Below are 24,231 nucleotides of genomic sequence, written 5' to 3'. Positions count from 1 at the left end.
CCTTAACGCGATTCGTTCAGAGCTTAAGCGAATAGAAAAAAAGAGAAAAATAGTGCTTGACCGTTTCAGGCCGACTCCTTATAGTAGCGCCCCGTTGACCCAGCGCGGTCAGCAACAATTTGCGGTGAGGTGTCCGAGTGGCTGAAGGAGCACGCCTGGAAAGTGTGTATACGGCAACGTATCGGGGGTTCGAATCCCCCTCTCACCGCCATCTTCAAAGAAGAGTCCAGACTAACCTCTGGACTTTTTTTTTGCATATTCTGCGCCGAGGGGGATGAGAAGCCCCGACCGGGGTTCGACAAAACGGCCCGCCGTTTTGCATGGCCGTCAGGCCACCCGCAGGGCGAGCGCAGCGAGTGAATCCCCCTCTCACCGCCATATTCAAAGAAGAGCCTGAACTCACGTTCAGGCTTTTTTTTATATATTCTCCGCCGAGGGGGATGAGAAGCCCCGACCGGGGTTCGACAAAACGGCCCGCCGTTTTGCATGGCCGCAAGGCCACCCGAAGGGCGAGCGCAGCGAGTGAATCCCCCTCTCACCGCCATCTTCAAAGAAGAGCCTGAACTCACGTTCAGGCTTTTTTTTACATATTCTCCGCCGAGGGGGATAAGAAGCCCCGACCGGGGTTCGGCGTCTAGATACCTTGATGCTTAGAGGTAAAGAGTTCAGGGCCGTTATCGCGAAGGAGTTGTAGCATCCGCATCACCGGTGGGCTCGGTGTGATTTCACCTCGCTCCCATTTCGATACGCTATCGACCGTCATGCCAAATGAGAGCGCCACAAGCGATTGCGACATTCCCCAACGCATGCGCACGTCTTTGATTTCATTTGCTGTCATGGGCTTTACTGATGCAATACGGGCACGGAGTTCACGATTTTTTGCGCGCTTTGCTATGGACTCCAATTCTTCATCTGTTGCCAGTCCTAACGCGTGAAACGCTTTCGCATCTTCAAGTAGTTCACTCAATTCGGCGGGTTCAGTTTTCATTACATTTAACCTCTCTGACCATTCCGCTTCTGACGAGCAGGCTCATCACTTCACTATTTGCACGGAAAAACATTCTTGCCACATCCCTGTAGGTATCCAGCTGATCTTCATCGATTTCTTTAGCGTATTTCCTCGACAAGTTTTTAACCCATCCATCGTAATAAACCAGGTTGGTGCCTTGTCTGAAGAAGATGACCGTTCGCGCGCCGCCACGCTTGCCTTGGTGAAGAGCAAGACGCTTTTTAATAACGCCACCGCCTAAGTCAGCCTCAAACACGCCAGTAAAAACGTCACCTGCTGCGTAACACAGGACGCTGTCTGTCAGACGCGTTTTTTTAAACACTCTGTCAAAACGTTTATGAACATAAAGCGTAAAACCCATGAAAAGTCCCTTTTCGTTATGGCGAGAATTATAGTAATGATTACTACACTTCACAAGCCAAAGGCCCCTGGTCTTACGTCCAAATGGATCTAAAGCTATTTGTAAAAAAGCAAGAAATCCAATCGGTGCGCATCGCCATTACCGCTGGCCATGAATAACACCCGCCCACACTATCAGCGATTCAGATTCCCCACTCACCTGTTCACGCCTTGCGTACGCGAAGTGCGAGCCGCTCCCCAAAAAATTACGCGCTACGAAATGTATCCCCTACCAATACAAAAGGCCTGCCGGTTTACCCGGCAGGCCCTTTAACACATTCACCCGTTACTTTTTATCCAGCGACCATGTCGCGCTGCGGACATCGACCTTCACCGGCAATAAACCGATTTGTGTAAATTTATCTGCCAGTGCCTGCTGCTCTTTGAAAACATCCGGCGTCATGCGCTCGGCCCCTAAGGGCATTCTTGCCAGCGCGCGCTGCCAGATAGGTTCGGGCAGGCCAGTCGAGCCAGACAGAATTTTCGCGGCTTCGCCCTGGTTTTTATTGGCCCAGCTGCTCAGCTTTTGCAGCTCTGAAAGAACCTCTTTGGCCTCGTCTGGATGACCTTCCGCAAATTTGCGGCTGGCCAGATAAAAGGTGTAGTGCGGTACCAGCCCCTCGGCATTTTTAAGCAGCCGCGCGCCGGCGGTGGTTTCTACTTCCGCCAGGTAAGGGTCCCAGATGACCCATGCATCTACAGCGCCTCGCTGGAAAGCCGCTCGCGCATCGGCAGGAGGAAGATAAACCGGCGTGATATCCTTGTATTTTAGCCCCGCCTGCTCAAGGGCTGATACCAGAAGATAATTCACATCCGATCCCTTGTTCAGGGCGACGCGCTTGCCTTTTAAATCCTTGACACTTTTTATCGTCGAATCCGCAGGCACCACTATGGCTTCGGTTTGTGGATTTGCCGGTGAATGGCCCAGATAAACCAGGTCAGCCTGCGCGGCTTGTGCAAAAGTTGGCGGCGCATCACCCGTTGCGGCCAGATCGATGCTGCCTATGTTGAGCCCTTCCAGCATTTGCGGTCCCGCCGGAAATTCCACCCAGTGCACGGCAATCCCCTGCTTTTTGAATTCACTGTCGAGCGTGCCCCGGTATTTCAGTAAGGCAAAAATGTTGGCTTTCTGAAAACCGATATTCACTACCCTGGGTTTCTCTTCTGCGTGTGCCGTCACGATGCTGCTAATGTGCGCGACCGCAAGCAGTGCGCTGAATATGATTTTTTTCATGTCTCTTTCCTGAGTGGTGTTGTCGTCAGCGCAACATAGCAAATCAGGCCTCAACGCCTTAATGCGTAAAACTTCTATCTTTAGTCATAAAACGTCATTGCGACCACACCGCGTCACGTACGTTAATCGCGCGGGGAAACAGGCCCAGCGCGTAGAAACGATCCGCGATTCTTTGCTGCTCACGAATGATCGCCAGATTCATTGGTTGCGTCTGGTGGCTCCGCCGGGCCAGCGCCAGGCGCAGCGCGCGATCAGACATCCCCAGCTCCCCGGCCAGCAGCCCGGCGGCCTCTTTAGGATGGGCATCAATGTAGCGCCCCGTCTGCTCCAGCGCGGTTACCAGTATTTCTAAAAGGTCTGGAGACTGGTTCGCGAAGTGGCGATCGGCAAGATAGAACTGATGGTTATTCACCCGCCCTACGCCGTCGGCAATGACCCGGAGCTGTTCCCCTTTTTCTGCCTCGCTCAGCAGAGGATCCCACATCATCCATGCATCAACGGCATTCAGATCGCTGGGCGTGAGCGGGTATTTAGGCGGCGCGTACACAATCCGCACGTCCTCTGGCGTCATCCCCGCCTCATCAAGGATTTGCAGCAGCAGAAAATGCACGTTGGAACCTTTATTTACGGCAATACGTTTGCCTCTTAAGTCTGCCATCTGGTTTATCTGACTGTGCTTAGCCACCAGCAGCGCCACGCTTTGTGGCGCGGGCGGCTCCCAGGCAACGTACACCAGAGAACAGTGACTGGCCTGGGCAAATAACGGCGGCACTTCGCCGGTGGTGCCAAAATCAATTTCCCGATGGCTCAGCGCGTGCAGCAGCTGAGGCCCGGCGGGAAATTCGCTCCACAGGATGCTGACGTTTTGCCCGGCCAGCTGCTGTTCAAGCTGCTGGCGCGCTTTGAGGATGCCAAGGTTGCCAAACTTTTGATAACCAATGCGCAACTCGCGCTCCTGCGCGCCCGTTGTTGACGCGGTGCGAAGGGTTGACGTCAGGCTGCGACGCGGCTTGATGATGCCGTAATGGCCAAGATGCGTACGCAGGCTGTTACGGCTAATCCCCAGCAACGCCGCGGCCTGTAACTGGTTGCCCTGGCTTAGTTCATAGGCATTTCTCACCAGTGCCTCAATGACGCGGGGATAAAGTGGCGTGTCACTGCACTGGATCTGCTGGCGAATAAAGTCATCAAGCGCATCCTGCTTTTGTACCCGCCCCGTGCCCGTCACCGTGCCCAGCCGCAGCTGTTGTGGTTCTACCTGCGGTGTTTCACAGAGCAGCACCGCATTGTGTAATGTATTTTCCAGTTCCCGTATATTCCCTGGCCAGGAATGGGCCTTGAGCGTTTCCATTGCCTCGTCGCTCAGGCGCAGCTGCGGTCGCCCCAATCGGCGCGCATAGCTTTGCAGAAAATAGTTAGCCAGAACCGGGATATCCTCACACCGCTGGCGCAGCGGCGGCAAGGCAACGCTGGCGACGTTTAGCCGGTAGTAGAGATCCTCGCGAAACCGCCGCTCGGCTATCGCAGTCGTCAGATCGCGGTTCGTCGCGGCAATCACCCGGACGTCAACCTTTACTGCGCGAGAAGATCCCACGCGGGTAATTTCCCTTTCCTGCAGTACGCGAAGCAGTTTGACCTGAAGGGGCAGGCTCAGCTCGCCGATTTCATCCAGCAGTAACGTCCCGCCCTGCGCGGCCTCAAACCAGCCACGATGACGGTCGGTCGCGCCGGTAAATGCCCCCTTCTCATGACCAAAGAGTTCTGATTCTGCCAGGCTCTCCGTTAGCGCACCGCAGTTCACTGCCATAAAGGGCGCATGGCGGCGCGGGCTGTGATGATGCAGATAGCGCGCCATCACCTCTTTGCCCGTGCCGGTTTCACCAATGATTAATACGGTCGCATCCGTGGGCGCCAGCTGATCCAGAATATGCCTGAACGCCAGGGAAGCAGGGTCAATTAAATCGGGGCCAGCGTGCTGCATAGCGCGTTCCTGCTGAGTGAATGAGCGCTAAAGATATCCCTTGTTGCGGCCAGAAACGAGCCGCTGCCCAGCGTGAATTGCTGCAAATACAGCAGTATCCGTCACACATTGCTGCATTTGCAGCAGTGCCCGCCGTCGCAATAAAAACCTATCTTATTGATATTAAAAAATAAAAAACACTTAACCTGTTGGCACGTATCCTGCTTAAGGCTATATAACTGAAAATGAATTTTCTAATTGCCAATTTCAAATATCGTTATAAAGGAATCTGCTAATGCCTGATACCGCTGAAAAAAACATCAATCTTTTTTGGTTCTTACCGACGCATGGTGACGGGCGTTATTTGGGAACTACCCAAGGCGGCAGAGCGGTAGACCTGCCCTATCTGCAACAGGTAGCCCTTGCTGCCGATAATCTGGGTTTCTATGGCGTTTTAATTCCCACCGGAAAAAGCTGCGAAGATGCCTGGCTGGTAGCCTCTGCGCTGGTGCCGATTACCAAACAGCTTCGTTATCTGGTAGCCGTCCGGCCGGGATTGCAGCCACCCAGCCTGGCGGCCCGCATGGCGGCTACGCTGGATCGTCTGTCTGAAGGACGTTTGCTGATCAATGTGGTGACCGGCGGCGATCCGGTTGAAAACAAGGGCGACGGCATTTTTCTCAGCCACGCAGAACGTTATCAGGTCACCCGTGAGTTTCTTGATGTCTATTCCCGCCTGCTTAAAGGAGAGAAAGTGGACTATCACGGGGAACATATTCACGTGGAAGGGGCTGAAATTCTCTTTCCACCGGTACAGGCCGAAGGTCCACCGCTTTATTTCGGTGGCTCATCCGATGAAGCGGTTGACGTTGCAGCCCGTCAGGTTGATACCTATCTGACCTGGGGCGAACCCTTAGCGCAGGTTGCCGCTAAACTTGAAGGGGTGCGGAAGCGCGCAGAGGAACGCGGCAGGACGCTTTCCTACGGTATTCGTCTGCACGTCATCGTGCGGGAAACCGAGGAAGAAGCCTGGGCCGCGGCGGATAAGCTGATCGCACATCTGGATGAAGACACCATCGCCGCCGCCCAGAAAATCTTTGCCAGAATGGATTCGACCGGACAGGCTCGCATGAGCGCACTCCACGGTGGCTCGCGTGATGGACTGCGCATCGGTCCCAACTTATGGGCTGGCGTCGGTCTGGTACGCGGCGGCGCGGGTACCGCGTTGGTGGGAAATCCGCAGCAGGTCGCGGAACGGATTCGGGAATACCAGGCGCTGGGCATTGATAACTTTATTCTGTCCGGTTATCCGCATCTCGAAGAAGCACACCGGGTTGCCGATTTGCTGATGCCGCTGTTGCCGCTTTCAACCCCTGCGGGAAATAAACAGCGCACGGTTAATACCGGTCCTTTTGGCGAAACCATCGGAGGCGACCGTCGTCCCGAAAAACAGGCCAGTGCAAGCTAATCAGAGAGGCAGTGTATGTCCGAGCAGCATATTGTCATTGTGGGTGGAGGATTCAGCGGAACGGCGCTGGCCGTTCATCTTGGTCGTCTGGGCGGCCCGGGCCTGCGCGTAACGGTCATCGAACCCCGCGCGCAGCTGGCCCAGGGCGTAGCTTACTCGACCACCGATCCGGCGCATCGCACCAACGTCCCCGCCTCGCGTATGCAACTCGCCGGCGACGAGGAAGGCAGCTTTGAGCGCTGGTTCCGTGCCTCTGCCGCATTTGCCAGGGATCCGGCTGCTGAATGGCACGACGGCACGGTTTTTCCGCAGCGCAGGCAGTTTGGCCAGTGGGTCAGTGAACAGTTTGATGCAGTAAAACAGCATTCTCCTGTTGAGCTGTTGCATGTGCAGGACCGCGCCGTTGCGCTGCGACAAGGTACGGTCAGCACCGCATCCGGTGCGCATCTCGATGCTGATATCGTGGTACTGGCCATCAGCCATCCCGCGCCTCAACTTCCCTCAGCCCTGGCTTCGCTGGCACCTCACCCGGCACTGATTGCCGATCCCTGGCGGGAAGGTGCCCTGTCACAGATTGCGCCTGACGATCGGGTTGCCATTGTGGGTACCGGCTTAACCATGTCAGACATGGTTGCGACCCTGGACCGTCAGGGACATCGCGGGCCAGTCACCGTCTTTTCCCGACGCGGTCAGCTTCCGCGTTCCAGCCTCACTGAGGACAATTTCAGCTGGCATCTTGGTATTGATTTCAGCAAACCTCTGGGCGTTCGCGCATGGCTACGCCGGATCAGACAGGAAATTCGCCAGGCGGCGGCCAGGCACATCCCGTGGCAGGTGGTGTTCGATGAGGTCCGTCACAACGGTCAGGCGATTTGGCAAAGCCTGTCGCTGGATGAACAACGGCGTTTCCTGCGGCATCTGCGGCCATGGTGGGACGTTCACCGTTATCGGATTGCCCCCCAGGTTGGGCAGGTGTTAAAGCACCACCAACGCAGCGGCACACTCAGCGTGCTCGCCGCACGACTGACCGCGGCGGCGGCGTTGCCCTCTGCCGTCAGGCTCAGCCTGCAACCGCGTTCCGGCGGCGTACAGGCGCTGGAGGTGGACAAGATCATCGTCACCACCGGTCCTGCGCATGGCGCGTTGATTGAGCGCGATGCGTTACTCAACCAGCTGGCTCAGGATGGCGTTATTCAGTCCGATCCGCTGGCGCTGGGAATTCATGTCAATGCCCGGTCACAGACGCTAAACCCCCAGGGCCAGGCGAATCCTCATCTGTATGTGGTCGGGCCTGCGGCGCGCGGACGTTTTGGTGAATTAATGGGCCTGCCGCAGGTTGCCACACATGCTGAGGCCGTCGCGCGCCAGTTGCTCAACCTCACTGATGACACGCGTCATGAGCGATGTCCCCTTTCTCTGACTAATTAATTTACCCCCCCTTTTTCATCCCAACGAAGTGGGCGGCCCGACAGTGCCGCATCCGCTCAGGAGTTTGCTATGCCTAAACAACGTGAAATCCGCCTTAATGCGTTTGATATGAACTGTGTGGGTCACCAGTCACCTGGCCTGTGGGCGCACCCTCGCGACCGCTCGTGGCAATACAAAGATCTGGAATACTGGACAGATTTGGCGGTCCTGTTGGAACGCGGTAAGTTCGACGGCCTGTTTATCGCCGACGTCTTGGGGATTTACGATGTTTTCAACGGGAATAATGATGCTGCTCTTCGCAGTGCCGCCCAGGTACCGGTCAATGACCCGCTGGCTCTGATTACGCCGATGGCGATGGTGACAAAGCACCTCGGTTTTGGCCTGACCGCATCACTCTCTTTTGAGCATCCCTATCCGTTTGCCCGGCGCATGTCGACGCTGGATCATCTGACCAAAGGTCGGATCGGCTGGAATATTGTTACCTCCTATCTGGAAAGCGGAGCCCGCAATCTGGGACAGGTCAGCCAAACCAGCCACGATGCGCGTTATGACTACGCCGACGAATATCTGCAGGTGGTATACAAGCTGCTGGAAGGCAGTTGGGAGGATGATGCCGTGATACGCGATCGCCAGCGTCATATTTTCAGCGATCCCAATAAGGTGCATCCCATTAATCATCAGGGAACGTTTTTCCAGGTACCGGGCATTCATCTGTGTGAGCCTTCGCCCCAGCGCACGCCTGTGCTGTATCAGGCAGGCGCATCCAGCCGCGGTAAAGCCTTCGCCGCACAACACGCCGAGTGCGTATTTGTTGCCGCGCCGTCTAAAGTGCTGTTGAAGAAAACCGTGGCCGATATACGTCGTCGTGCAGAGGAGGCCGGCCGCGATCCGCGCAGTATTCTGATTTTCAATATGCAAACGGTCATTGTGGGGGAAACCGATAAAGCGGCCCAGGCCAAGTGGCAGGATTACAAACGCTATGTCAGCCATGAAGGCGCACTGGCGCTGATCTCCGGCTGGACCGGCATCGATTTCAGTCAGTACCAACCCGATCAGGTTTTTAAGCATCTGCATACCGATGCCATTCAGTCTGTTGTAGAGAGCTTCTCCACAGCCGATCCGCAGCGTGAATGGACGGTGCAAAACATGGCCGACTGGGTGGGCATTGGCGGCTTTGGCCCCCTGCTGGTGGGCAGCACAGAAACCGTTGCCGATGAACTGCAAAGCTGGGTGGAGGAGACGGACGTGGATGGCTTTAATCTGGCCTATGCCCTCACGCATGAAACCTTTGCTGATGTTGTCGATCTGCTGGTGCCGGAACTGCAAAAACGTGGCGTTTATAAACAGGATTACCAACCCGGTACGCTGAGAGAGAAGCTGTTTGCCAAAGGCGCCCGCCTTGAACATCCTCATCCCGGCGCAGGATATCGACGCACAACCTCGGTATCAGGCCGGGTTGTGCCTGCGGAGGCATCATGAAGGGATTTAACGATCTGTTCGGATAGCCCGTCTGCCGCTGCGCAGACTGACATCACGTCCCCTTGCCCGCTTATTTTACCGGATGCGTCACAGCGCACCCGGTATTTTCCTTATCTACAAAAATCAAATTAACTTATTGAAATTAAAGTAATAGTTATCACTTTTTGTTGTTTGTTTACATCGCGATTCCTGCATATAAAGGCGTCACCTGTACAGACAATAACGAGGATAAAATGAGCACATTAAATATCGATGACGATGCCGCGATCCCCTTACCTCACTCAACGCCCATTCGCTCCGTCAGCGACGTTGCAAAGTTGATTAATACGCAAAGTGAGAAAAACAGCTACGCACGCTGGATCGTGTTTCTGGCGTTAGGTGGCGTATTTCTGGATGCCTACGACCTGACCACCCTGTCTTACGGCATTGATGATGTCGTGAAAACATTCAGCTTAACGCCCACATTAACCGGACTGGTCACCTCATCCATTATGATTGGCACCATTGTCGGTAATCTGGTCGGGGGCTGGCTGACGGATAAATATGGCCGCTATTCCGTCTTTATGGCGGACATGCTTTTTTTTGTGGTGTCCGCTATTGCGGCCGGCCTGGCGCCGAACGTCTGGGTACTGATTGGCGCGCGCTTTTTGATGGGCGTTGGTGTGGGCATCGATTTGCCTGTCGCGATGGCCTATCTGGCCGAATTTTCGAAATTTTCCGGAAAAGGGAATAAAGCGTCGCGGCTCGCCGCCTGGTGCCCCATGTGGTATGCCGCGTCTTCGGTGTGCTTTCTGATTATTTTTGGCCTTTACTTTCTGCTGCCTGCAGAGCACCTCGACTGGCTGTGGCGCGCTTCATTGCTGTTTGGCGCAGTGCCTGCCCTGCTCATCATTGCTGTGCGCAGCAGGTTTATGAATGAGTCTCCGCTGTGGGCCGCAAACCAGGGGGATTTAAGCGGCGCAGTGCGAATCCTGCGCGATTCGTACGGCATTCACGCGCACGAAGATAAGCGCGCTGAGCCGGCGGCCAAACCCGTCGCCCAGACGGTCAGTTTTAGCGTCTTGTTTCAAAAACCTTACCGGGAGCGCACCGTTGTGGCGGCGGTGATGAACGCCTGTATTTCATTCGAATATACGGCGATCGCCTTTTTCCTGCCCTCTATCCTGGCGCAGTTTCTGGGGGCGGGCGTCTTTGAAACGATCTCCGCCTCGCTAGGACTTAACGCGCTGTTCGCCTTTACCGGCGGCCTGCTTGGCATGCGTCTGGCCTGGCGATTTCCGTCACGCCATGTTGCGATTGCCGGATTTGCCCTGCAGTTTATTGCGCTGATCTCACTGGCTCTGATTGGCCATCCTGTTGCAACCTACGGCGTCGTATTTGCCATTTTACTGCTGGGGCTGTGGTTGTTTGCTGAGGGCTTTGGGCCAGGAGCGCAGTTAATGATCTATCCCGCCCTCTCCTATCCCACGCACATTCGGGCCACCGGCGTCGGTTTTAGTCGTTCCGTCTCGGGCATCGGGAGCGCGCTGGCGCTGTTCATTCTGCCCATATTGCAGGCGGCTTATGGCACCAATATGTTCTGGATCGTGTCACTGGCCGCCCTTATTCCCATCATTTTCCTGTTAGTCGTCCGGTTTGAACCCACTCGTCACGATATCGATGACCAGTCAACACACGGAGAACACCATGTCTGAGCCCGATTACACCTCACTGGCGGCGCGTTTCCGCCCCATATTTGCCCGCATCGCCGAAGGCGCTGCCGATCGCGAACGGAATCGTACCCTGCTTCACGAGCCGGTGCGCTGGCTGAAGGCGGCGGGTTTTGGCACGCTGCGTATTCCACAAGCAAACGGCGGATTGGGCGCCTCGCTGCCACAACTGTTCCGCTTACTGACCGAGCTGGCAGAAGCGGATTCTAACCTGCCTCAGGCGCTGCGCGCGCACATGGCCTTTGTCGAGGATCGTCTTAACCAGCCCGACAGTGAGGCGCGCCAGCGCTGGTTTAATCGGTTTATCGACGGTGATATTGTCGGGAGCGGCTGGAGTGAAACAGGCAGCGTTCGATTAGGAGACGTGAATACGCAGGTGTCGCCCGCCGCCAACGGCTGGCGGCTTGAGGGCGAAAAATTTTACAGCACCGGCACGCTGTATGCCGACTGGATTGATGTTTACGCTAAGCGTACGGACAACCAGCGCGATGTCATTGCGGTGGTCAGTACACATCAGGATGCGGTAGTGCGAGAGGATGACTGGGACGGATTTGGTCAACGTCTTACCGGTAGCGGAACCACGCGTTTTCATCAGGCCGTTGTGGAACCTGCCCATGTCTATGATTTCAGCGAGCGCTTCCGATATCAAACCGCCTTCTATCAGCATGTCTTACTGGCGACGCTGGCCGGGATAGGCAGGGCTATCGTGCGGGACGTGTCACAGGGCGTAGCAAACCGAAAACGAATCTACAGCCACGGTAATGCCCGTCAGGTCAGCCAGGACGTGCAGGTCTTACAGGTGGTGGGACAGATCAGCAGTTGGATATGGGCAACCGATGCCGCCGTGCAGCGGGCCACGCACGCGCTGCAACAGGCTTTTGATACGCACGTTCAGGGACAAGATGAAACGCAGATTCATGCCGCCAACGTCCAGGCAGAAGTGGAGGCTGCGAAGGCGCAGGTCGTGGCCGTGGATTGGGTGACGCGTGCGGCCAGTGAGCTGTTTAACGCGCTTGGCGCGTCAGATACGCGAGTGTGTAAAGCGCTGGACCGTCACTGGCGCAATGCCCGAACGATTGGCTCGCACAATCCGGTGATCTATAAAAGCCGTAACGTGGGCGACTGGGAAGTCAACGGGCGCGATCCTACCTTTATCTGGCAAATCGGCAGCGGCGAATAGCGCCCCATCACGGAGATAAAAAACCCGGCCGAAGCCGGGTTTTGGTCGCTACATGACTCAATCGAACGCTAGCTGTAAGCATGCAAAGTGCGCTGACACAGCGCGGAACGCACGCAATCCTCTTTGCCAAAACGGACAATGCCCACCATCTCGTCCTCTTCAAAACGCGCCAGCGCGTCCGCGAGACCAGAAGGCACCCCAGCGGGCAAATCGCACTGGGTTATATCGCCGTTAACAATCACCGTGACGTTTTCGCCAAGGCGGGTCAGAAACATTTTCATTTGCGCAGCGGTAACGTTCTGCGCTTCATCGAGAATCACCACTGCATTTTCAAAGGTACGACCGCGCATATAAGCAAAGGGCGCGATTTCAACTTTGCCAATTTCGGGACGCAGACAATATTGCATAAAGGATGCGCCAAGACGTTTAACCAGAATGTCGTAAACCGGGCGGAAATACGGGGCGAATTTTTCTGAGATATCCCCGGGAAGGAATCCCAGATCTTCATCCGCCTGCAGCACCGGGCGCGTAACGATAATCCTGTCGATATCCTTATGAATCAGGGCCTCTGCCGCTTTCGCAGCACTAATCCAGGTTTTGCCGCAGCCTGCCTCGCCGGTAGCGAAGATAAGCTGTTTTGATTCTATGGCGTTGAGATAGTGCGCCTGAGCTTCATTGCGGGCTTCAATCGGAGCACGATCGCGCACATCGCGCGCCATGCCAATCGAGTCCAGCCCACCCATTTGCACCAGCGAAGTGACCGATTCTTCTTCACGCTGACGATGACTGCGGGAGTCATTGCGAAGCACTCGTCTTGCTTCTCGACGCGCTTTGATCACTGCTTTCTGTCTTCCCATAGTGGCACCTTACAGTTGGTTTCATTTCCCGCTCAGGCAACAAGCCCGATGCGATTACGTGAACGCTTTAGAGGTTTCAGTTGGCTTCCTTTAGAGCCGTGACAGGCCATGACGATTGATATCCGGCAGCAAAACAGCCAGGCCGTATACCGGTAAAAAAGGAGTGAGGTTGAAAAGAGAAAACACATTGCGGTGTAAAAGCGGTTGAGGAAGAAACCTCCTCACGGGTAAATGCGATATTTTTTACTGCTGAACGGCTGTAAAAACATCTATCCATGCGCGAACTCCAGTGTGAGACATCAACACGCCCGATTACGCTTTCATAGTAAAGTGAACCATCTTATTGGTATTTTGCAACAGTATTTTCACTTTATTGAAAAATAAATATTCAACCGTGCGTTATCGCAAACCTTACTTAAATTAAATTACGCAAGTATTACAGAGAGTTAGTTTATTTTTCAATGCGGCATCAACGGTTTAAAACGGAGCGCGAAAAAACAGGCGGGAGATAAAAAACCTGAGACAGAAATACGGCACACTGGGCGGTCAGGCACAGAATGCCGTGATTAAAATTTAATCAGCTTTCAAGTAAGGACTGGCCCAAATAATGATTTTCATTGATAACGCCGGGTAATACAAAAAAGTATCCGCCGCCAAAGGGACGTATATACTCTTCCAGCGCTTCACCATTCAGACGGTTTTGTACGGTCAGAAAACCCAATTCTAAATCATGTTGATAACAAACAAACAGCAAGCCCATTTCCATCTGGCCTGACGCTGAAATACCCGCAGAATAACTGTAGCCCCGGCGCAGCATCAGGCTGCTTTCGGTCGCAGGCGTGCGCGGGTTCGCCAGCCGAATATGCGCATCCAACGCAATGACATCGCCATCAGGATCCTGGCGATAATCCGGCACGTCGTGCTCGTTTTTCATGCCCAGTGGTGCGCCGCTTAATTTCTCGCGACCAAAGATCGTTTGTTGCTCACCCAATGGCGTGCGATCCCACATTTCCACATGAAAACGGATCAACCTTACTGCCTGATAACTGCCGTGACGGGCCCACGCGGGTTCCGCCTGCTCTTCCGTTACCCACAGCAGCTTATCCATCAACGCCATGTTATGCGTATCGGGATTGGCCGTGCCGTCTTTAAAACCCAGCAGATTAATGGGCGTTTCTTTTCCCGCGCTGCGCGCGGCATGATCTGAAATAAACCCTTCCCGTCGCCAGCGAATGCCGAGCAAATCGGGCGTATGTTTCACCACATCACGGAGTGCATGAATCACCGTGTCCTGCGTGTTAGCACAGATTTGCAACAGCAGATCGCCGTGGCACTGATTTGCATCCAGAGAGTCGTTAGGGAAACGGCTCATGGCCTGCAGTTTGGCCGGCTTAAGCGCCGCCAGACCAAAGCGCGAATCAAACAGGGAATGACCGACGGAAACCGTCATCGTCAGGTTGTCCGGGGCAATCTCGGCCCCCAGAATGCCTGAATCCAGCGGCGGCAGCTGTGGGTTGGTCACCGCGGGCGCCATCCCGCCCCGGGTCAGAAACGCGATGCGCTGCGTAAGCAGTTTGAACAAACGCTGCAGTTCCTGCTTATCGCGGGTCAGCACATCGAACGCGACCAGCATCATTGACGCCTGCTGTGGCGTCGTAATGCCGGATTGATGCACGCCATAAAAGGGCTGCACTTGCTGACGCGCGTTCGGCGTTACCGTGCCGGGCGAAAAGCTGTCCGGGTTTTCGGCGGCCGCGGCATGAAACGGGCACCCACCGCTGACGGCCGCCGCGCCGCCCAGCATTCCCAGTCCTTTCAATAAACGGCGGCGCGATGGCTGGCTTAACGCCTTATCCTTATCCATCATCAATCCAGGCCTAAGGTGCCACGCAGCAGAGAAAGATCTTCCGCCAGGGCAGTAATCGGCCCTTTCAGCGCGGTTCGATCGGCTGGCGTCAGTTTTTCATACGATTCATAACCCTGACCGCTGCGGTATTTATCCAGAATCTCGTCAACTTTCGCGAAATTGGCATCCACTTTTGCCAGAAGCGCTGGATTTGCCTGCTTCAGGACGGGGCGCAACAGCTCGACAATTTTTTGCGCGCCATCCACGTTCGCCCGGAAATCCCACAGGTCGGTACGGCTGTAACGATCTTCTTCGCCGGAGATTTTACTGGAAGCCACTTCTTCGATCAGCCCTGCGGCGCCGCCCACGACCTTGGCCGGTGGGAACGCCAACTCGCTAACGCGTTTCTGCAAATCGCGCACGTCGTTGTTTAACTGCTCGGCATAGCCCGCCATATCTTTGGTGCTATTATCGGCAAACAACGCTTTCTCAAGCCGGTGAAAACCGGTGAATTTCGGGTCTTCAGCCTTTTTCTCATAATCATCTTCACGGGAGTCAATGCGACCATCCAGATCGGAGAACAGCTCAGCTATCGGCTCTATACGTTCGTAATGCTGGCGCGTGGGGGCAAACAGCGCTTTGGCTTTTTCGATATCTCCGGCTTTCACCGCATCCGTAAAGGCCTGGGTTCCCGCCACCAGCTGGTTGACTTCGTCCGTCACGTAGGCTTTGTAGGCGTTAATTGGACCCGCCAGCTGCATCAGTTCTGTTTTACCTTTCTGCACGTTTTTGCCCGCGCCGCCCTGGACAATCAGCTTGCCTTTCGGGTTCGTCAGCAGGCCGCAGGTCATTTCATATTCGCCCGCTTCAAGGTTGGCGGTCAGTTTTTGACTGAAGCCGGGCGCAATATTTTCGCGCTCCTCAACCACCATCACCCCTTTAAGGATTTCCCATTCCAGCGCCTTTTGGCTGTTGTTTTTGATTAGAAACTGAGTCTTGCCCGCCTGAACCGTCAGTGACATCGGTTCACACTGCTTGTCCGTGACACTCACGCTAACCTGTGGAATGGCTGCAGCCAGTGTGGAGCCGGAAACCGCCAGCAGCGAAGCCAGCACCGCGTGACGACGAAAACGCTTCTTCATATTTTTCCCTATTCAGTCAGAGGCGCGCCTGACGCGCCTGGTAAACGCGTTAGCGCGCAGCGGCTGAGGTTCCAGCACGTGCAGGCATAACAAACAGTAATAATGCCGGAATCAAATAAAGCAGCCAGACGGCCACTTCACTTACGCTGGGGGCTTCCTGATAACCCAGAATGCCTTCAAGCAGCGTGCCAAACAGTGAATGGGTCGATAAGGTGTTACTCATATCGAACGCCACCTGCTGAAAATGGTTCCACAGCCCGGCTTCATGAAAGGCACGGATAGCGCCAGCTGCCAGCCCCGCGGCCACCAGAAGAATAAAAAGGCTGGTCCAGCGGAAAAAGTGCGCCATATTCAGACGAACCCCGCCCCAGTAGATCAACATGCCCAGCACAACGGCCGTCGCCAGGCCAAGCACGGCACCCAGCGGCGGCGCATAACCGACGTCCTGAGTGAAGGCGGCCAGTAAAAAGAACACTGACTCCAGCCCTTCCCGGGCGACGGCAAGAAACACCATCAGGACCAGGGCCAGGCCGCCCCCGGCTGATTTCTGTAAAGCCTGATCGACCGCCTGCTCCAGTTCCAGCTTGATATTGCGCGCCACCCGGCGCATCCAGAACACCATTGAGGTCAGGATGACGACCGCGACCACCGCAACAATGCCTTCAAAAAGCTCTTGCTGCTTCTGAGGAAACTCCCCTGTGGTCTGGTTAATGACGATGCCCAGCGCAAGGCAAAGCGCAGCGGCAATAAACACACCCGCCCACATGGCAGGGAACCATTGTGTGCGCTGCGTCCTTTTCAGGTAGCTGGCAATAAGGCTCACGATGAGCGCTGCCTCCAGGCCTTCACGCAGCATGATGAGAAAGGGAACGAACATCGTCGACCTCTTGAATGTTAAGCAGCGTCAATGGGACGTAAATTTACGTAAAAACGAACGATACCGATTATCATTACCACTCAGAAAAAAACAAGTTCCTCCGTGAAATAATTTCGTAACTGTCTGTGCCAGACGCAGGCCAAAAAAAAACCCACCCTTTACAGGGCAGGCTTTTCAACACGTTCACGCCTTATTTAGTCTGGAATTCTGTCTCGGCAGCATCGAAGCGTTCAATGGCCGCTGCAGAAGGTTCACGGCCTGCCAGGCTGAAGACCACAATGGCGATACTGGCAAAAATAAAGCCCGGAATGATTTCATACAGGCCGAGCCAGCCATACTGTTTCCATACCAGTACCGTGACCGCACCGACAATCATTCCCGCCAGCGCACCATTGCGGTTCATGCGTTTCCAGCACACGCCAAACAGGACTACCGGTCCAAATGCCGCGCCAAAACCGGCCCATGCATAGCTGACCAGGCCTAACACCCGATTTTCGGGATTCGACGCCAGCGCGATGGCCACTAACGCTACCAGCAGCACCATGAGGCGCCCTACCCAAACCAGTTCTTTCTGGCTGGCATTCTTGCGTAAAAAGCCTTTGTACAAATCTTCCGTCAGCGCACTGGAGCAGACCAGCAGCTGGCAGCTGAGCGTGGACATGACCGCCGCCAGAATGGCAGACAATAAAATACCGGCAATCCACGGATTAAACAGAATACGTGCCAGCTCAATAAAGACGCGCTCTCCATTCTGTGAAACGCCCGCAGCCAGAGAAGGATTATTGTGGAAATAGGCGATCCCAAAGAAGCCCACGGCCACCGCGCCCGCCAGACAGAGAATCATCCACGCCATGCCGATACGGCGCGCGGTACGAATGGAACGATGTGAATCCGCCGCCATAAAACGTGCCAGGATATGAGGCTGACCGAAATAGCCCAGTCCCCAGCCCAGCAGTGACAGCACGGCCACGAAATTCAGGCCTTTGAACATATCGACGTTTTCAGCATTTTTGGCCTCAATCACCGCCATCGAATCGCTCCAGCCACCCACGGCGATGACCACGATGACTGGCGTCAGGATCAGCGCGAAGATCATCAGGCTGGCCTGAACGGTATCCGTCCAGCTCACCGCCAGGAATCCGCCCACCAGGGTATACAGAATGGTGGCGGCGGCACCGGCCCAGAGGGCGGTGGAGTAATCCATACCAAAGGTGCTTTCAAACAGACGCGCGCCTGCCACCACGCCTGATGCGCAGTAGATAGTGAAAAACACCAGAATCACCACGGCAGAAATGACCCGCAAGATTTTGCTGCGATCTTCAAAGCGGCTGGTAAAGAAGTCAGGCAGCGTCAGGGCGTTATCATGATGTTCCGTCTGAACCCGTAAGCGCCCCGCGACAATCTTCCAGTTAAACCATGCACCAATAATCAGGCCAATGGCGATCCAGCTTTCAGAGATACCGGAAAGAAAAATGGCACCCGGCAATCCCATTAGCAACCATCCACTCATATCGGAGGCTCCAGCGGACAGCGCAGTCACGACACTGCCCAGGCTGCGCCCGCCCAGAATATAGTCGTCGAAGTTTTTCGTTGAGCGCCAGGCAATAAAACCGATAAGCACCATCCCAAGGATATAAATTAAAAAGGTCACCAACATTGGCGTACTTACTGTCATTTGTTTCTCCGTTATTATCCGATCTCTTGAGAGAAATCTTTTTCCTGCCCCCCTCGGAACGTGAAGGCGTCAGGCTGTTACCGCATCAAGAGAAAGCGATTTCCCTTAAGGCGCGGTATCCTGCCGTAAAGGCACGGCGCACACAATGCATTTAACACATCCGTCACATCAGTTTCACCTCTCAATACCTTTTTAATGCTCACAGGTTGCGCCCGCTCACAATAAAGTTGCACCTTTGCAATGATTTCACCCTTTAAATTGAATGGGGTTGCAACTTTGGCGAGTTTTTTGCAGCAAGATTTGTGCCGCTTTTAAATGTTAATTAAAAAAGGGGTTTCAAAGTGTGCAACCGAGGTCACATTTAACCTGGTTGCACAAAGTTGCAACATGGGTAATAGTGCAGCCCATGCTCTGGTCAAAACCGTTTTAAGGAAGAGAAAATCATGGGAACAACAACCATGGGGGTGAAGCTGGATGAAGCCACCCGCAACCGTATTAAACTGGCGGCGCAGAAACTCGATCGCACGCCTCACTGGCTGATTAAACAGGCGATCTTTAATTATCTGACCCAGTTAGATGCGGGTGAAACGGTGGATGAGATCCCCCTGCAGCTTAACGACTCAGCGTCCGATGAGCTTGCCCCGGAAGAGATGGTTCAGCCCTTCCTTGAATTCGCCGAAAACATTTTGCCGCAGTCGGTCGCCCGCTCTGCGGTGACAGCCGCCTGGCGCCGTCCTGAAACTGATGCGGTTCCCATGTTGCTTGAGCAAGCGCGCCTTCCCGCCGCACTGGCAGAAAAAACGCAGCAGCTGGCGCACCAGCTGGCCGACAAGCTGAGGCACCAAAAAGGGGCGACCGGCCGTGCCGGCATGGTGCAAAGCCTGCTGCAGGAGTTTTCACTCTCCTCTCAGGAAGGTGTGGCATTAATGTGCCTGGCCGAGGCTTTGTTGCGTATCCCGGATAAGCCCACCCGCGATGCGCTGATCCGCGACAAGATCAGCAACGGTAACTGGCAGTCACATCTTGGCCGCAGCCCGTCACTGTTTGTGAACGCCGCGACGTGGGGATTACTGTTTACGGGCCGTCTGGTCTCAACGCACAATGAAGTCAACCTGTCGCGCTCGCTCAACCGAATTATTGGCAAGAGCGGCGAGCCGCTCATCCGGAAAGGCGTGGATATGGCGATGCGCCTGATGGGCGAACAGTTCGTGACCGGTGAAACCATTGCCGAAGCCCTGGCCAACGCCCGCAAGCTTGAAGAAAAAGGCTTTCGTTACTCCTACGATATGCTGGGTGAAGCCGCCCTGACGGCCAGCGATGCCAAAGCCTATCTGGTTTCTTATCAGCAGGCGATTCACGCCATTGGTAAAGCCTCAAACGGTCGGGGCATCTATGAAGGCCCGGGCATTTCTATCAAGCTGTCCGCACTCCATCCGCGCTACAGCCGCGCGCAGTATGATCGGGTGATGGATGAGCTGTATCCGATTCTGAAGTCGCTGACCCTGTTGGCCCGCTCTTACGACATCGGCATTAACATTGATGCGGAAGAGGCCGATCGTTTAGAGCTGTCTCTCGATATGCTGGAGCGGTTGTGTTTTGAACCCGAGCTTGAAGGCTGGAACGGCATAGGTTTCGTGATTCAGGCTTATATGAAGCGTTGCCCGTTTGTGATTGATGAGCTGACAGATCTGGCCCAACGCAGCCGTCGTCGTCTCATGATTCGCCTGGTGAAAGGCGCTTACTGGGACAGCGAGATCAAACGCGCCCAGGTGGAAGGGCTGGAAGGCTATCCGGTTTATACCCGTAAGGTGTACACCGACATTTCTTATCTGGCCTGCGCCCGTAAACTGCTGGCAGTGCCCAATCTGATCTATCCGCAGTTTGCCACACATAACGCGCACACGCTGGCCGCGATCTATCAACTGGCGGGCAATAACTATTATCCCGGACAGTATGAGTTCCAGTGCCTGCATGGCATGGGTGAACCGCTCTACGATCAGGTGGTAGGCAAAGTGGCAGACGGCAAACTCAATCGTCCCTGCCGTATCTATGCCCCCGTAGGTACACATGAAACCCTGCTGGCTTACCTGGTGCGTCGCCTACTGGAAAACGGTGCGAATACCTCCTTTGTTAACCGTATTGCCGACACGTCCATGCCGATAGACGAGCTGGTCGCCGATCCGGTGAGTGAAATTGAAAAACTGGGTGCCAGCGAAGGCACCCTGGGCCTGCCACATCCAAAGATCCCGCTGCCGCGAGACTTATATGGCAGCGACCGGGTTAACTCTGCGGGTCTGGATATGGCTAACGAGCACCGCCTTGCTTCCCTGTCCAGTGCTCTGCTGAGCGGCGCGAGTGAGCCTTATCTGGCACAACCGCTTATTGACGGCCCTGCTGGTAGCGGAGAAAGCCAGAATGTGGTGAATCCGGCCGCGCCGTCGGACGTCGTCGGTACCGTTCGCCATGCCTCAGAACAGGAGGTTTCCCAGGCCATTGAGGCGGCGGTCAATGCCGGTCCTATCTGGTTTGCCACTCCGCCTCAGGAGCGCGCGGCCATCCTTGAGCGTGCAGCACAGTTAATGGAAGGTCAGCTACAGCAGTTGCTGGGCATTCTGGTGCGCGAAGCCGGTAAAACCTACAGCAACGCCATTGCCGAAGTGCGTGAGGCCGTGGACTTCCTCTATTACTACGCTGGCATCGTCCGCCTTGATTTTGACAACGAAACGCACCGCCCACTGGGACCTGTGGTCTGTATCAGCCCGTGGAACTTTCCGCTGGCCATTTTTACCGGTCAGGTCGCAGCCGCGCTGGCGGCCGGAAACAGCGTGCTGGCGAAGCCTGCCGAGCAGACGCCGCTGATTGCCGCGCAGGCCGTTGAGATCTTACTGAGTGCCGGTGTCCCGGCTGGCGTCGTGCAACTGCTGCCGGGCCTCGGTGAAACCGTGGGCGCACAGCTCACCGGAGACGAACGCATTCGTGGCGTGATGTTCACCGGCTCCACGGCGGTCGCCACCCTGTTACAACGTAATCTGGCAGGCCGGCTGGATCCCCAAGGCCGCCCCACTCCGCTGATTGCTGAAACCGGCGGCATGAATGCCATGATTGTCGATTCATCCGCCCTGACAGAACAGGTGGTGATCGATATCGTCGCCTCGGCCTTTGACAGCGCGGGTCAACGCTGCTCTGCGCTGCGTCTGCTGTGCGTTCAGGAGGACGTCGCGGAACATACGTTGAAAATGCTGCGTGGCGCGATGGCGGAGTGCCGTATGGGCAATCCGGAGCGCCTGTCCACCGATATCGGCCCGGTGATCGATAAAGAGGCCAAAGCCAACATTGAGCGCCATATTCAGGCCATGCGCAATAAAGGCTTTAAGGTGTTTCAAACGGCGCAGGATCATCCACAGGACAGCAAAGAGTGGGCAACCGGAACCTTTGTGAAACCGACGCTGATTGAACTGGATAAGGTTAGCGATCTGACGCAAGAGGTATTTGGTCCGGTGTTGCACGTTGTGCGCTTCACCCGCAGTGGCCTGCCGCAGTTGATCGAACAGATTAACGCCTCGGGCTATGGGCTGACGTTAGGCGTCCATACCCGCATTGACGAAACCATCATGCAGGTCACCGCAGCGGCCAAAGTGGGCAATCTGTACGTTAACCGCAACATGGTTGGCGCGGTGGTGGGCGTGCAACCATTCGGCGGCGAGGGGTTATCCGGTACCGGTCCGAAAGCGGGGGGCCCGCTTTATCTGTATCGCCTGCTGGCGAATCGCCCGGACAACGCACTCAGCACCACCCTCGCCCGTCAGGATGCTGAGCGCCCGGCCGACCATGCCCAGCGTCAGCTGCTGCTGGCAGCGCATCAGGCATTGAGCGAGTGGGCAAAAGATAAGCCTCAGCTGTCTTCACTGTGCCAGCATTATGCCGAGCTGGCTCAGGCAGGCACGGTACGCCTGCTGCCCGGACCAACAGGCGAACGCAATACCTTCCTGTTGCTGCCGCGTGAGCAGGTACTCTGTCTGGCGGATAACGAGCAGGATGCTCTGATTCAACTGGCGGCGGTCACCAGCGTAGGCAGCCAGGCACTGTGGCAGGACGATGAGCTGCACCGCGCACTGCTGGGCAACTTACCGGCGACGGTGAAAAGCCGCATTACGCTCTCCAACGATCCCCTGTCTGCGCATTTTGACGCTGTTATCTATCACGGTGATGCCGACCAGCTCCGCAACCTGTGCGAACAGGTTGCGGCGCGCGAAGGTGCCATCGTGTCGGTGCAGGGTTTTGCGCGCGGCGAAACTAATCTGCTGCTGGAACGTCTGCTGATTGAACGTTCACTCAGCGTTAACACCGCAGCCGCGGGCGGCAATGCCAGCCTGATGACAATCGGGTAACGTCCTTCAGACCGATCGCTTACGTTAAAGGTTCATGCCCGGGCATGAACCTTTTTTTTGCGCTGAGCGTTGGGCGATATATGGATGGCCCTGGCATGATGAAACAGGTCGGCTGGGCACAGGCGGTGATCACGTTGCGGAGCAACGTCTGACGCTGGCTTGACGGGGTGGAAGGGATTGATCGTATTCACCTGATTCTGGGAGTGACGATTTTTCTGGTGTTTCCGTTTACCCGCCTTGTGCACATCTGGAGCGCGCCGGTCGAGTATTTCACGCGCCGCTATCAGGTGATGCGCGCGCGTAACTAAGCCTGACCGCAATCCGGCCCGCTATCAGCGGCCGGCTTCATTGCGCTTTTTACACCACGCCTTTTTCTGTTCCCGCATCCTGCGCCACCTGCCCCGGTTACGCCGCCGGGTACACAGGCCGTTTTATCAGCGTCGGGAAGCGAAACAACGCGCGCCCGACGCCATGATTTGTCAGCGACCAGACGGCAACGGACGCCAGTGAGCAGAGGGCGACAATGACCAGCGGATAGAGGCAGGCCCACAGCCACGAAAACCATGCCAGCGCAAAGAGCTGGTGGCGCTGCGCAAACAAAATGGCCGTCATGCCGAAATACTCAATAAAGATGCGATGCAGGACGTAAACAGGCAAGGTATGACGGCCAATCCAGTTGAGCCACGCCATGCTACTGACCTGATTTAACCCGCGACAGGCCGCTACGCTGATGAGGATGGCAAGAACAGATAAGAAGAGGCTTCTGTCGAAATCGAACAGAGCGGGCAGGCCCGCCAGCAGCAGCAGTAACAACCACGGCAGTCCGTTTTGCCTTCGCCACTCGCTTAAACGCAATATCTGCGAACACCAGAACGTGCCGAGCATGAAGAAAACAAAATACTGCGCCAGACTCTGCGGGCCCCAGTAGGGAATGATTTTTTCAACCGCCAGATAATTAAGCACTGCGGCCATAAGCAATAAAGGCAGGTTGTAACGTTGAAAAAGTTTGGCAAGAAGAAAGTAGATCCCCAGGGCATATAAATACCATGAGGTGCTCATCGCCAGAAACGTCAGCGTCAGGAACTCAGAAAAGGTTCCCGCATAGGCCGCATTGATATTTTGTGAAATACGCTGCCCGGTAATTTCCGTTGAAATGCCCGTGATGGCCCCCCACTGAATGGCTCCCCACAGCAGATAGAGATAAAACAGATTTGTCATCCGGCTGGTCGCGATACGTTTCCAGGGGCGATCAATGATGGCATTTCTGGCCAGTAAACCCGACACAAAGAAAAACGCGGGCATGCGCAGCGGCGATAATAACGTATTAAACTGCACCCACATCTCTGCCACCCATTCACCTGCGGCCAGATCTTTCACCCGACTTTCAAAACCGGGTAACACCGTGTGATACAGGACGACCAGCAGGATACAGATTCCCTTTAGGGTATTAATCCATGCAATATCTTTTTCTTCATTTTTCGTCATCAGGCTTTTTCCGTCGCTGTGTCATGTACAAACAAGTTATTCGAACTGCCGACGTTATCGTTATACGAAAAGTATTCCCTATGCTCGCACTCCTG

The 24,231-nt window shown here is 55.3% G+C and carries 17 protein-coding genes, 1 tRNA gene, 2 other RNA genes and 1 pseudogene; 11 read left to right on the top strand and 10 right to left on the bottom strand.

All coding sequences use genetic code 11. The annotated features are described in order from the left end of the window. The first annotated feature begins 123 nt into the window (after nucleotides 1-123). The 3 genes from AAIE03_RS06335 (at nucleotide 124) to AAIE03_RS06325 (ending at nucleotide 544) form a co-directional block, all read left to right on the top strand. Nucleotides 124-211 (top strand) — tRNA-Ser (locus tag AAIE03_RS06335). Nucleotides 212-253: 42 nt separating this feature from the next. Next, nucleotides 254-378, top strand: a non-coding RNA gene (locus tag AAIE03_RS06330) — RtT sRNA. A 41-nt stretch (nucleotides 379-419) separates the two neighbouring features. Then, nucleotides 420-544: non-coding RNA, RtT sRNA (locus tag AAIE03_RS06325), on the top strand. A gap of 90 nt (nucleotides 545-634) precedes the next feature. On the opposite strand, the gene AAIE03_RS06320 is transcribed toward AAIE03_RS06325, so the two are convergent. The 4 genes from AAIE03_RS06320 to AAIE03_RS06305 form a co-directional block, all read right to left on the bottom strand. After that, nucleotides 635-988, bottom strand: coding sequence for a helix-turn-helix domain-containing protein (locus tag AAIE03_RS06320; protein ID WP_089517250.1), 354 nt, complete (start codon nucleotides 986-988; stop codon nucleotides 635-637). After that, nucleotides 978-1,370 (bottom strand): type II toxin-antitoxin system RelE/ParE family toxin, encoded by a 393-nt coding sequence (locus AAIE03_RS06315; protein ID WP_089517249.1) that lies wholly within the window; start codon nucleotides 1,368-1,370, stop codon nucleotides 978-980. Before AAIE03_RS06315 ends, AAIE03_RS06320 begins: the two co-directional genes overlap by 11 nt. A 324-nt stretch (nucleotides 1,371-1,694) precedes the next feature. Beyond that, nucleotides 1,695-2,642 carry a sulfonate ABC transporter substrate-binding protein gene (locus AAIE03_RS06310; RefSeq protein ID WP_015700094.1) on the bottom strand — a complete coding sequence of 316 codons (948 nt, stop codon included), beginning with the start codon at nucleotides 2,640-2,642 and terminating at the stop codon, nucleotides 1,695-1,697. A 94-nt stretch (nucleotides 2,643-2,736) separates the two neighbouring features. Further along, nucleotides 2,737-4,623, bottom strand: coding sequence for an aliphatic sulfonate ABC transporter substrate-binding protein (locus tag AAIE03_RS06305; protein ID WP_072138116.1), 1,887 nt, complete (start codon nucleotides 4,621-4,623; stop codon nucleotides 2,737-2,739). A 20-nt stretch (nucleotides 4,624-4,643) separates the two neighbouring features. On the opposite strand from AAIE03_RS06305, the gene AAIE03_RS06300 reads away from it, so the two are divergent. The 6 genes from AAIE03_RS06300 to AAIE03_RS06275 all read left to right on the top strand — a co-directional run bounded on the left by AAIE03_RS06300 (nucleotide 4,644) and on the right by AAIE03_RS06275 (nucleotide 11,866). Beyond that, complete coding sequence (locus tag AAIE03_RS06300) at nucleotides 4,644-4,796, top strand: hypothetical protein (RefSeq protein WP_370606670.1); 153 nt, start codon at nucleotides 4,644-4,646, stop codon at nucleotides 4,794-4,796. A 101-nt stretch (nucleotides 4,797-4,897) separates the two neighbouring features. After that, nucleotides 4,898-6,070: an FMNH2-dependent alkanesulfonate monooxygenase gene (gene ssuD, locus AAIE03_RS06295; RefSeq protein WP_013026120.1), complete on the top strand. Its 1,173-nt coding sequence runs from the start codon at nucleotides 4,898-4,900 to the stop codon at nucleotides 6,068-6,070. Between the two features lie 15 nt (nucleotides 6,071-6,085). Next, nucleotides 6,086-7,498 carry an FAD/NAD(P)-binding protein gene (locus AAIE03_RS06290; protein WP_498562877.1) on the top strand — a complete coding sequence of 471 codons (1,413 nt, stop codon included), beginning with the start codon at nucleotides 6,086-6,088 and terminating at the stop codon, nucleotides 7,496-7,498. Nucleotides 7,499-7,567: 69 nt separating this feature from the next. Further along, complete coding sequence (locus tag AAIE03_RS06285) at nucleotides 7,568-8,977, top strand: LLM class flavin-dependent oxidoreductase (RefSeq protein ID WP_013026122.1); 1,410 nt, start codon at nucleotides 7,568-7,570, stop codon at nucleotides 8,975-8,977. A 233-nt stretch (nucleotides 8,978-9,210) separates the two neighbouring features. Continuing rightward, a complete protein-coding gene (locus AAIE03_RS06280) occupies nucleotides 9,211-10,671 on the top strand; it encodes an MFS transporter (protein ID WP_498562876.1) in 1,461 nt (486 codons plus the stop codon). Then, nucleotides 10,664-11,866, top strand: coding sequence for an acyl-CoA dehydrogenase family protein (locus tag AAIE03_RS06275; protein WP_498562875.1), 1,203 nt, complete (start codon nucleotides 10,664-10,666; stop codon nucleotides 11,864-11,866). Before AAIE03_RS06280 ends, AAIE03_RS06275 begins: the two co-directional genes overlap by 8 nt. A 68-nt stretch (nucleotides 11,867-11,934) precedes the next feature. Here AAIE03_RS06275 and phoH read toward each other — a convergent pair whose 3' ends face one another. From phoH to putP, 5 genes are all read right to left on the bottom strand, one after another. Continuing rightward, nucleotides 11,935-12,723, bottom strand: a complete 789-nt coding sequence (phoH, locus tag AAIE03_RS06270) for a phosphate starvation-inducible protein PhoH (protein WP_013026125.1) — start codon at nucleotides 12,721-12,723, stop codon at nucleotides 11,935-11,937. 577 nt (nucleotides 12,724-13,300) lie between these two features. Continuing rightward, a complete protein-coding gene (efeB, locus tag AAIE03_RS06265) occupies nucleotides 13,301-14,590 on the bottom strand; it encodes an iron uptake transporter deferrochelatase/peroxidase subunit (RefSeq protein ID WP_014605589.1) in 1,290 nt (429 codons plus the stop codon). Beyond that, entirely contained in the window at nucleotides 14,590-15,711 is a 1,122-nt protein-coding gene (gene efeO, locus AAIE03_RS06260) for an iron uptake system protein EfeO (RefSeq protein ID WP_210511776.1), read from the bottom strand. The genes efeB and efeO overlap by 1 nt, the downstream gene beginning before the upstream one ends. A 49-nt stretch (nucleotides 15,712-15,760) precedes the next feature. After that, nucleotides 15,761-16,588, bottom strand: a complete 828-nt coding sequence (gene efeU, locus AAIE03_RS06255; protein ID WP_013026128.1) for an iron uptake transporter permease EfeU — start codon at nucleotides 16,586-16,588, stop codon at nucleotides 15,761-15,763. A 190-nt stretch (nucleotides 16,589-16,778) separates the two neighbouring features. After that, nucleotides 16,779-18,263, bottom strand: coding sequence for a sodium/proline symporter PutP (gene putP, locus AAIE03_RS06250; protein WP_064373926.1), 1,485 nt, complete (start codon nucleotides 18,261-18,263; stop codon nucleotides 16,779-16,781). A 443-nt stretch (nucleotides 18,264-18,706) separates the two neighbouring features. Between putP and putA the strand changes: the two genes are divergently transcribed. Together putA and AAIE03_RS06240 are read left to right on the top strand one after the other, a co-directional pair. Beyond that, complete coding sequence (gene putA / locus AAIE03_RS06245) at nucleotides 18,707-22,651, top strand: trifunctional transcriptional regulator/proline dehydrogenase/L-glutamate gamma-semialdehyde dehydrogenase (RefSeq protein ID WP_028715244.1); 3,945 nt, start codon at nucleotides 18,707-18,709, stop codon at nucleotides 22,649-22,651. A 74-nt stretch (nucleotides 22,652-22,725) separates the two neighbouring features. Beyond that, nucleotides 22,726-22,959, top strand: a pseudogene (locus AAIE03_RS06240) (respiratory nitrate reductase subunit gamma); the annotation flags it as partial. A 97-nt stretch (nucleotides 22,960-23,056) separates the two neighbouring features. Here AAIE03_RS06240 and AAIE03_RS06235 read toward each other — a convergent pair. Further along, complete coding sequence (locus AAIE03_RS06235) at nucleotides 23,057-24,136, bottom strand: acyltransferase family protein (protein ID WP_210511778.1); 1,080 nt, start codon at nucleotides 24,134-24,136, stop codon at nucleotides 23,057-23,059. Between the last annotated feature and the right edge of the window lie 95 nt (nucleotides 24,137-24,231).

The organism is Pantoea sp. Ae19-2 (assembly GCF_059801205.1).
The sequence above is the reverse complement of the archived record's forward strand: the minus strand, read 5'-3'. Positions and strand labels throughout refer to the sequence as shown.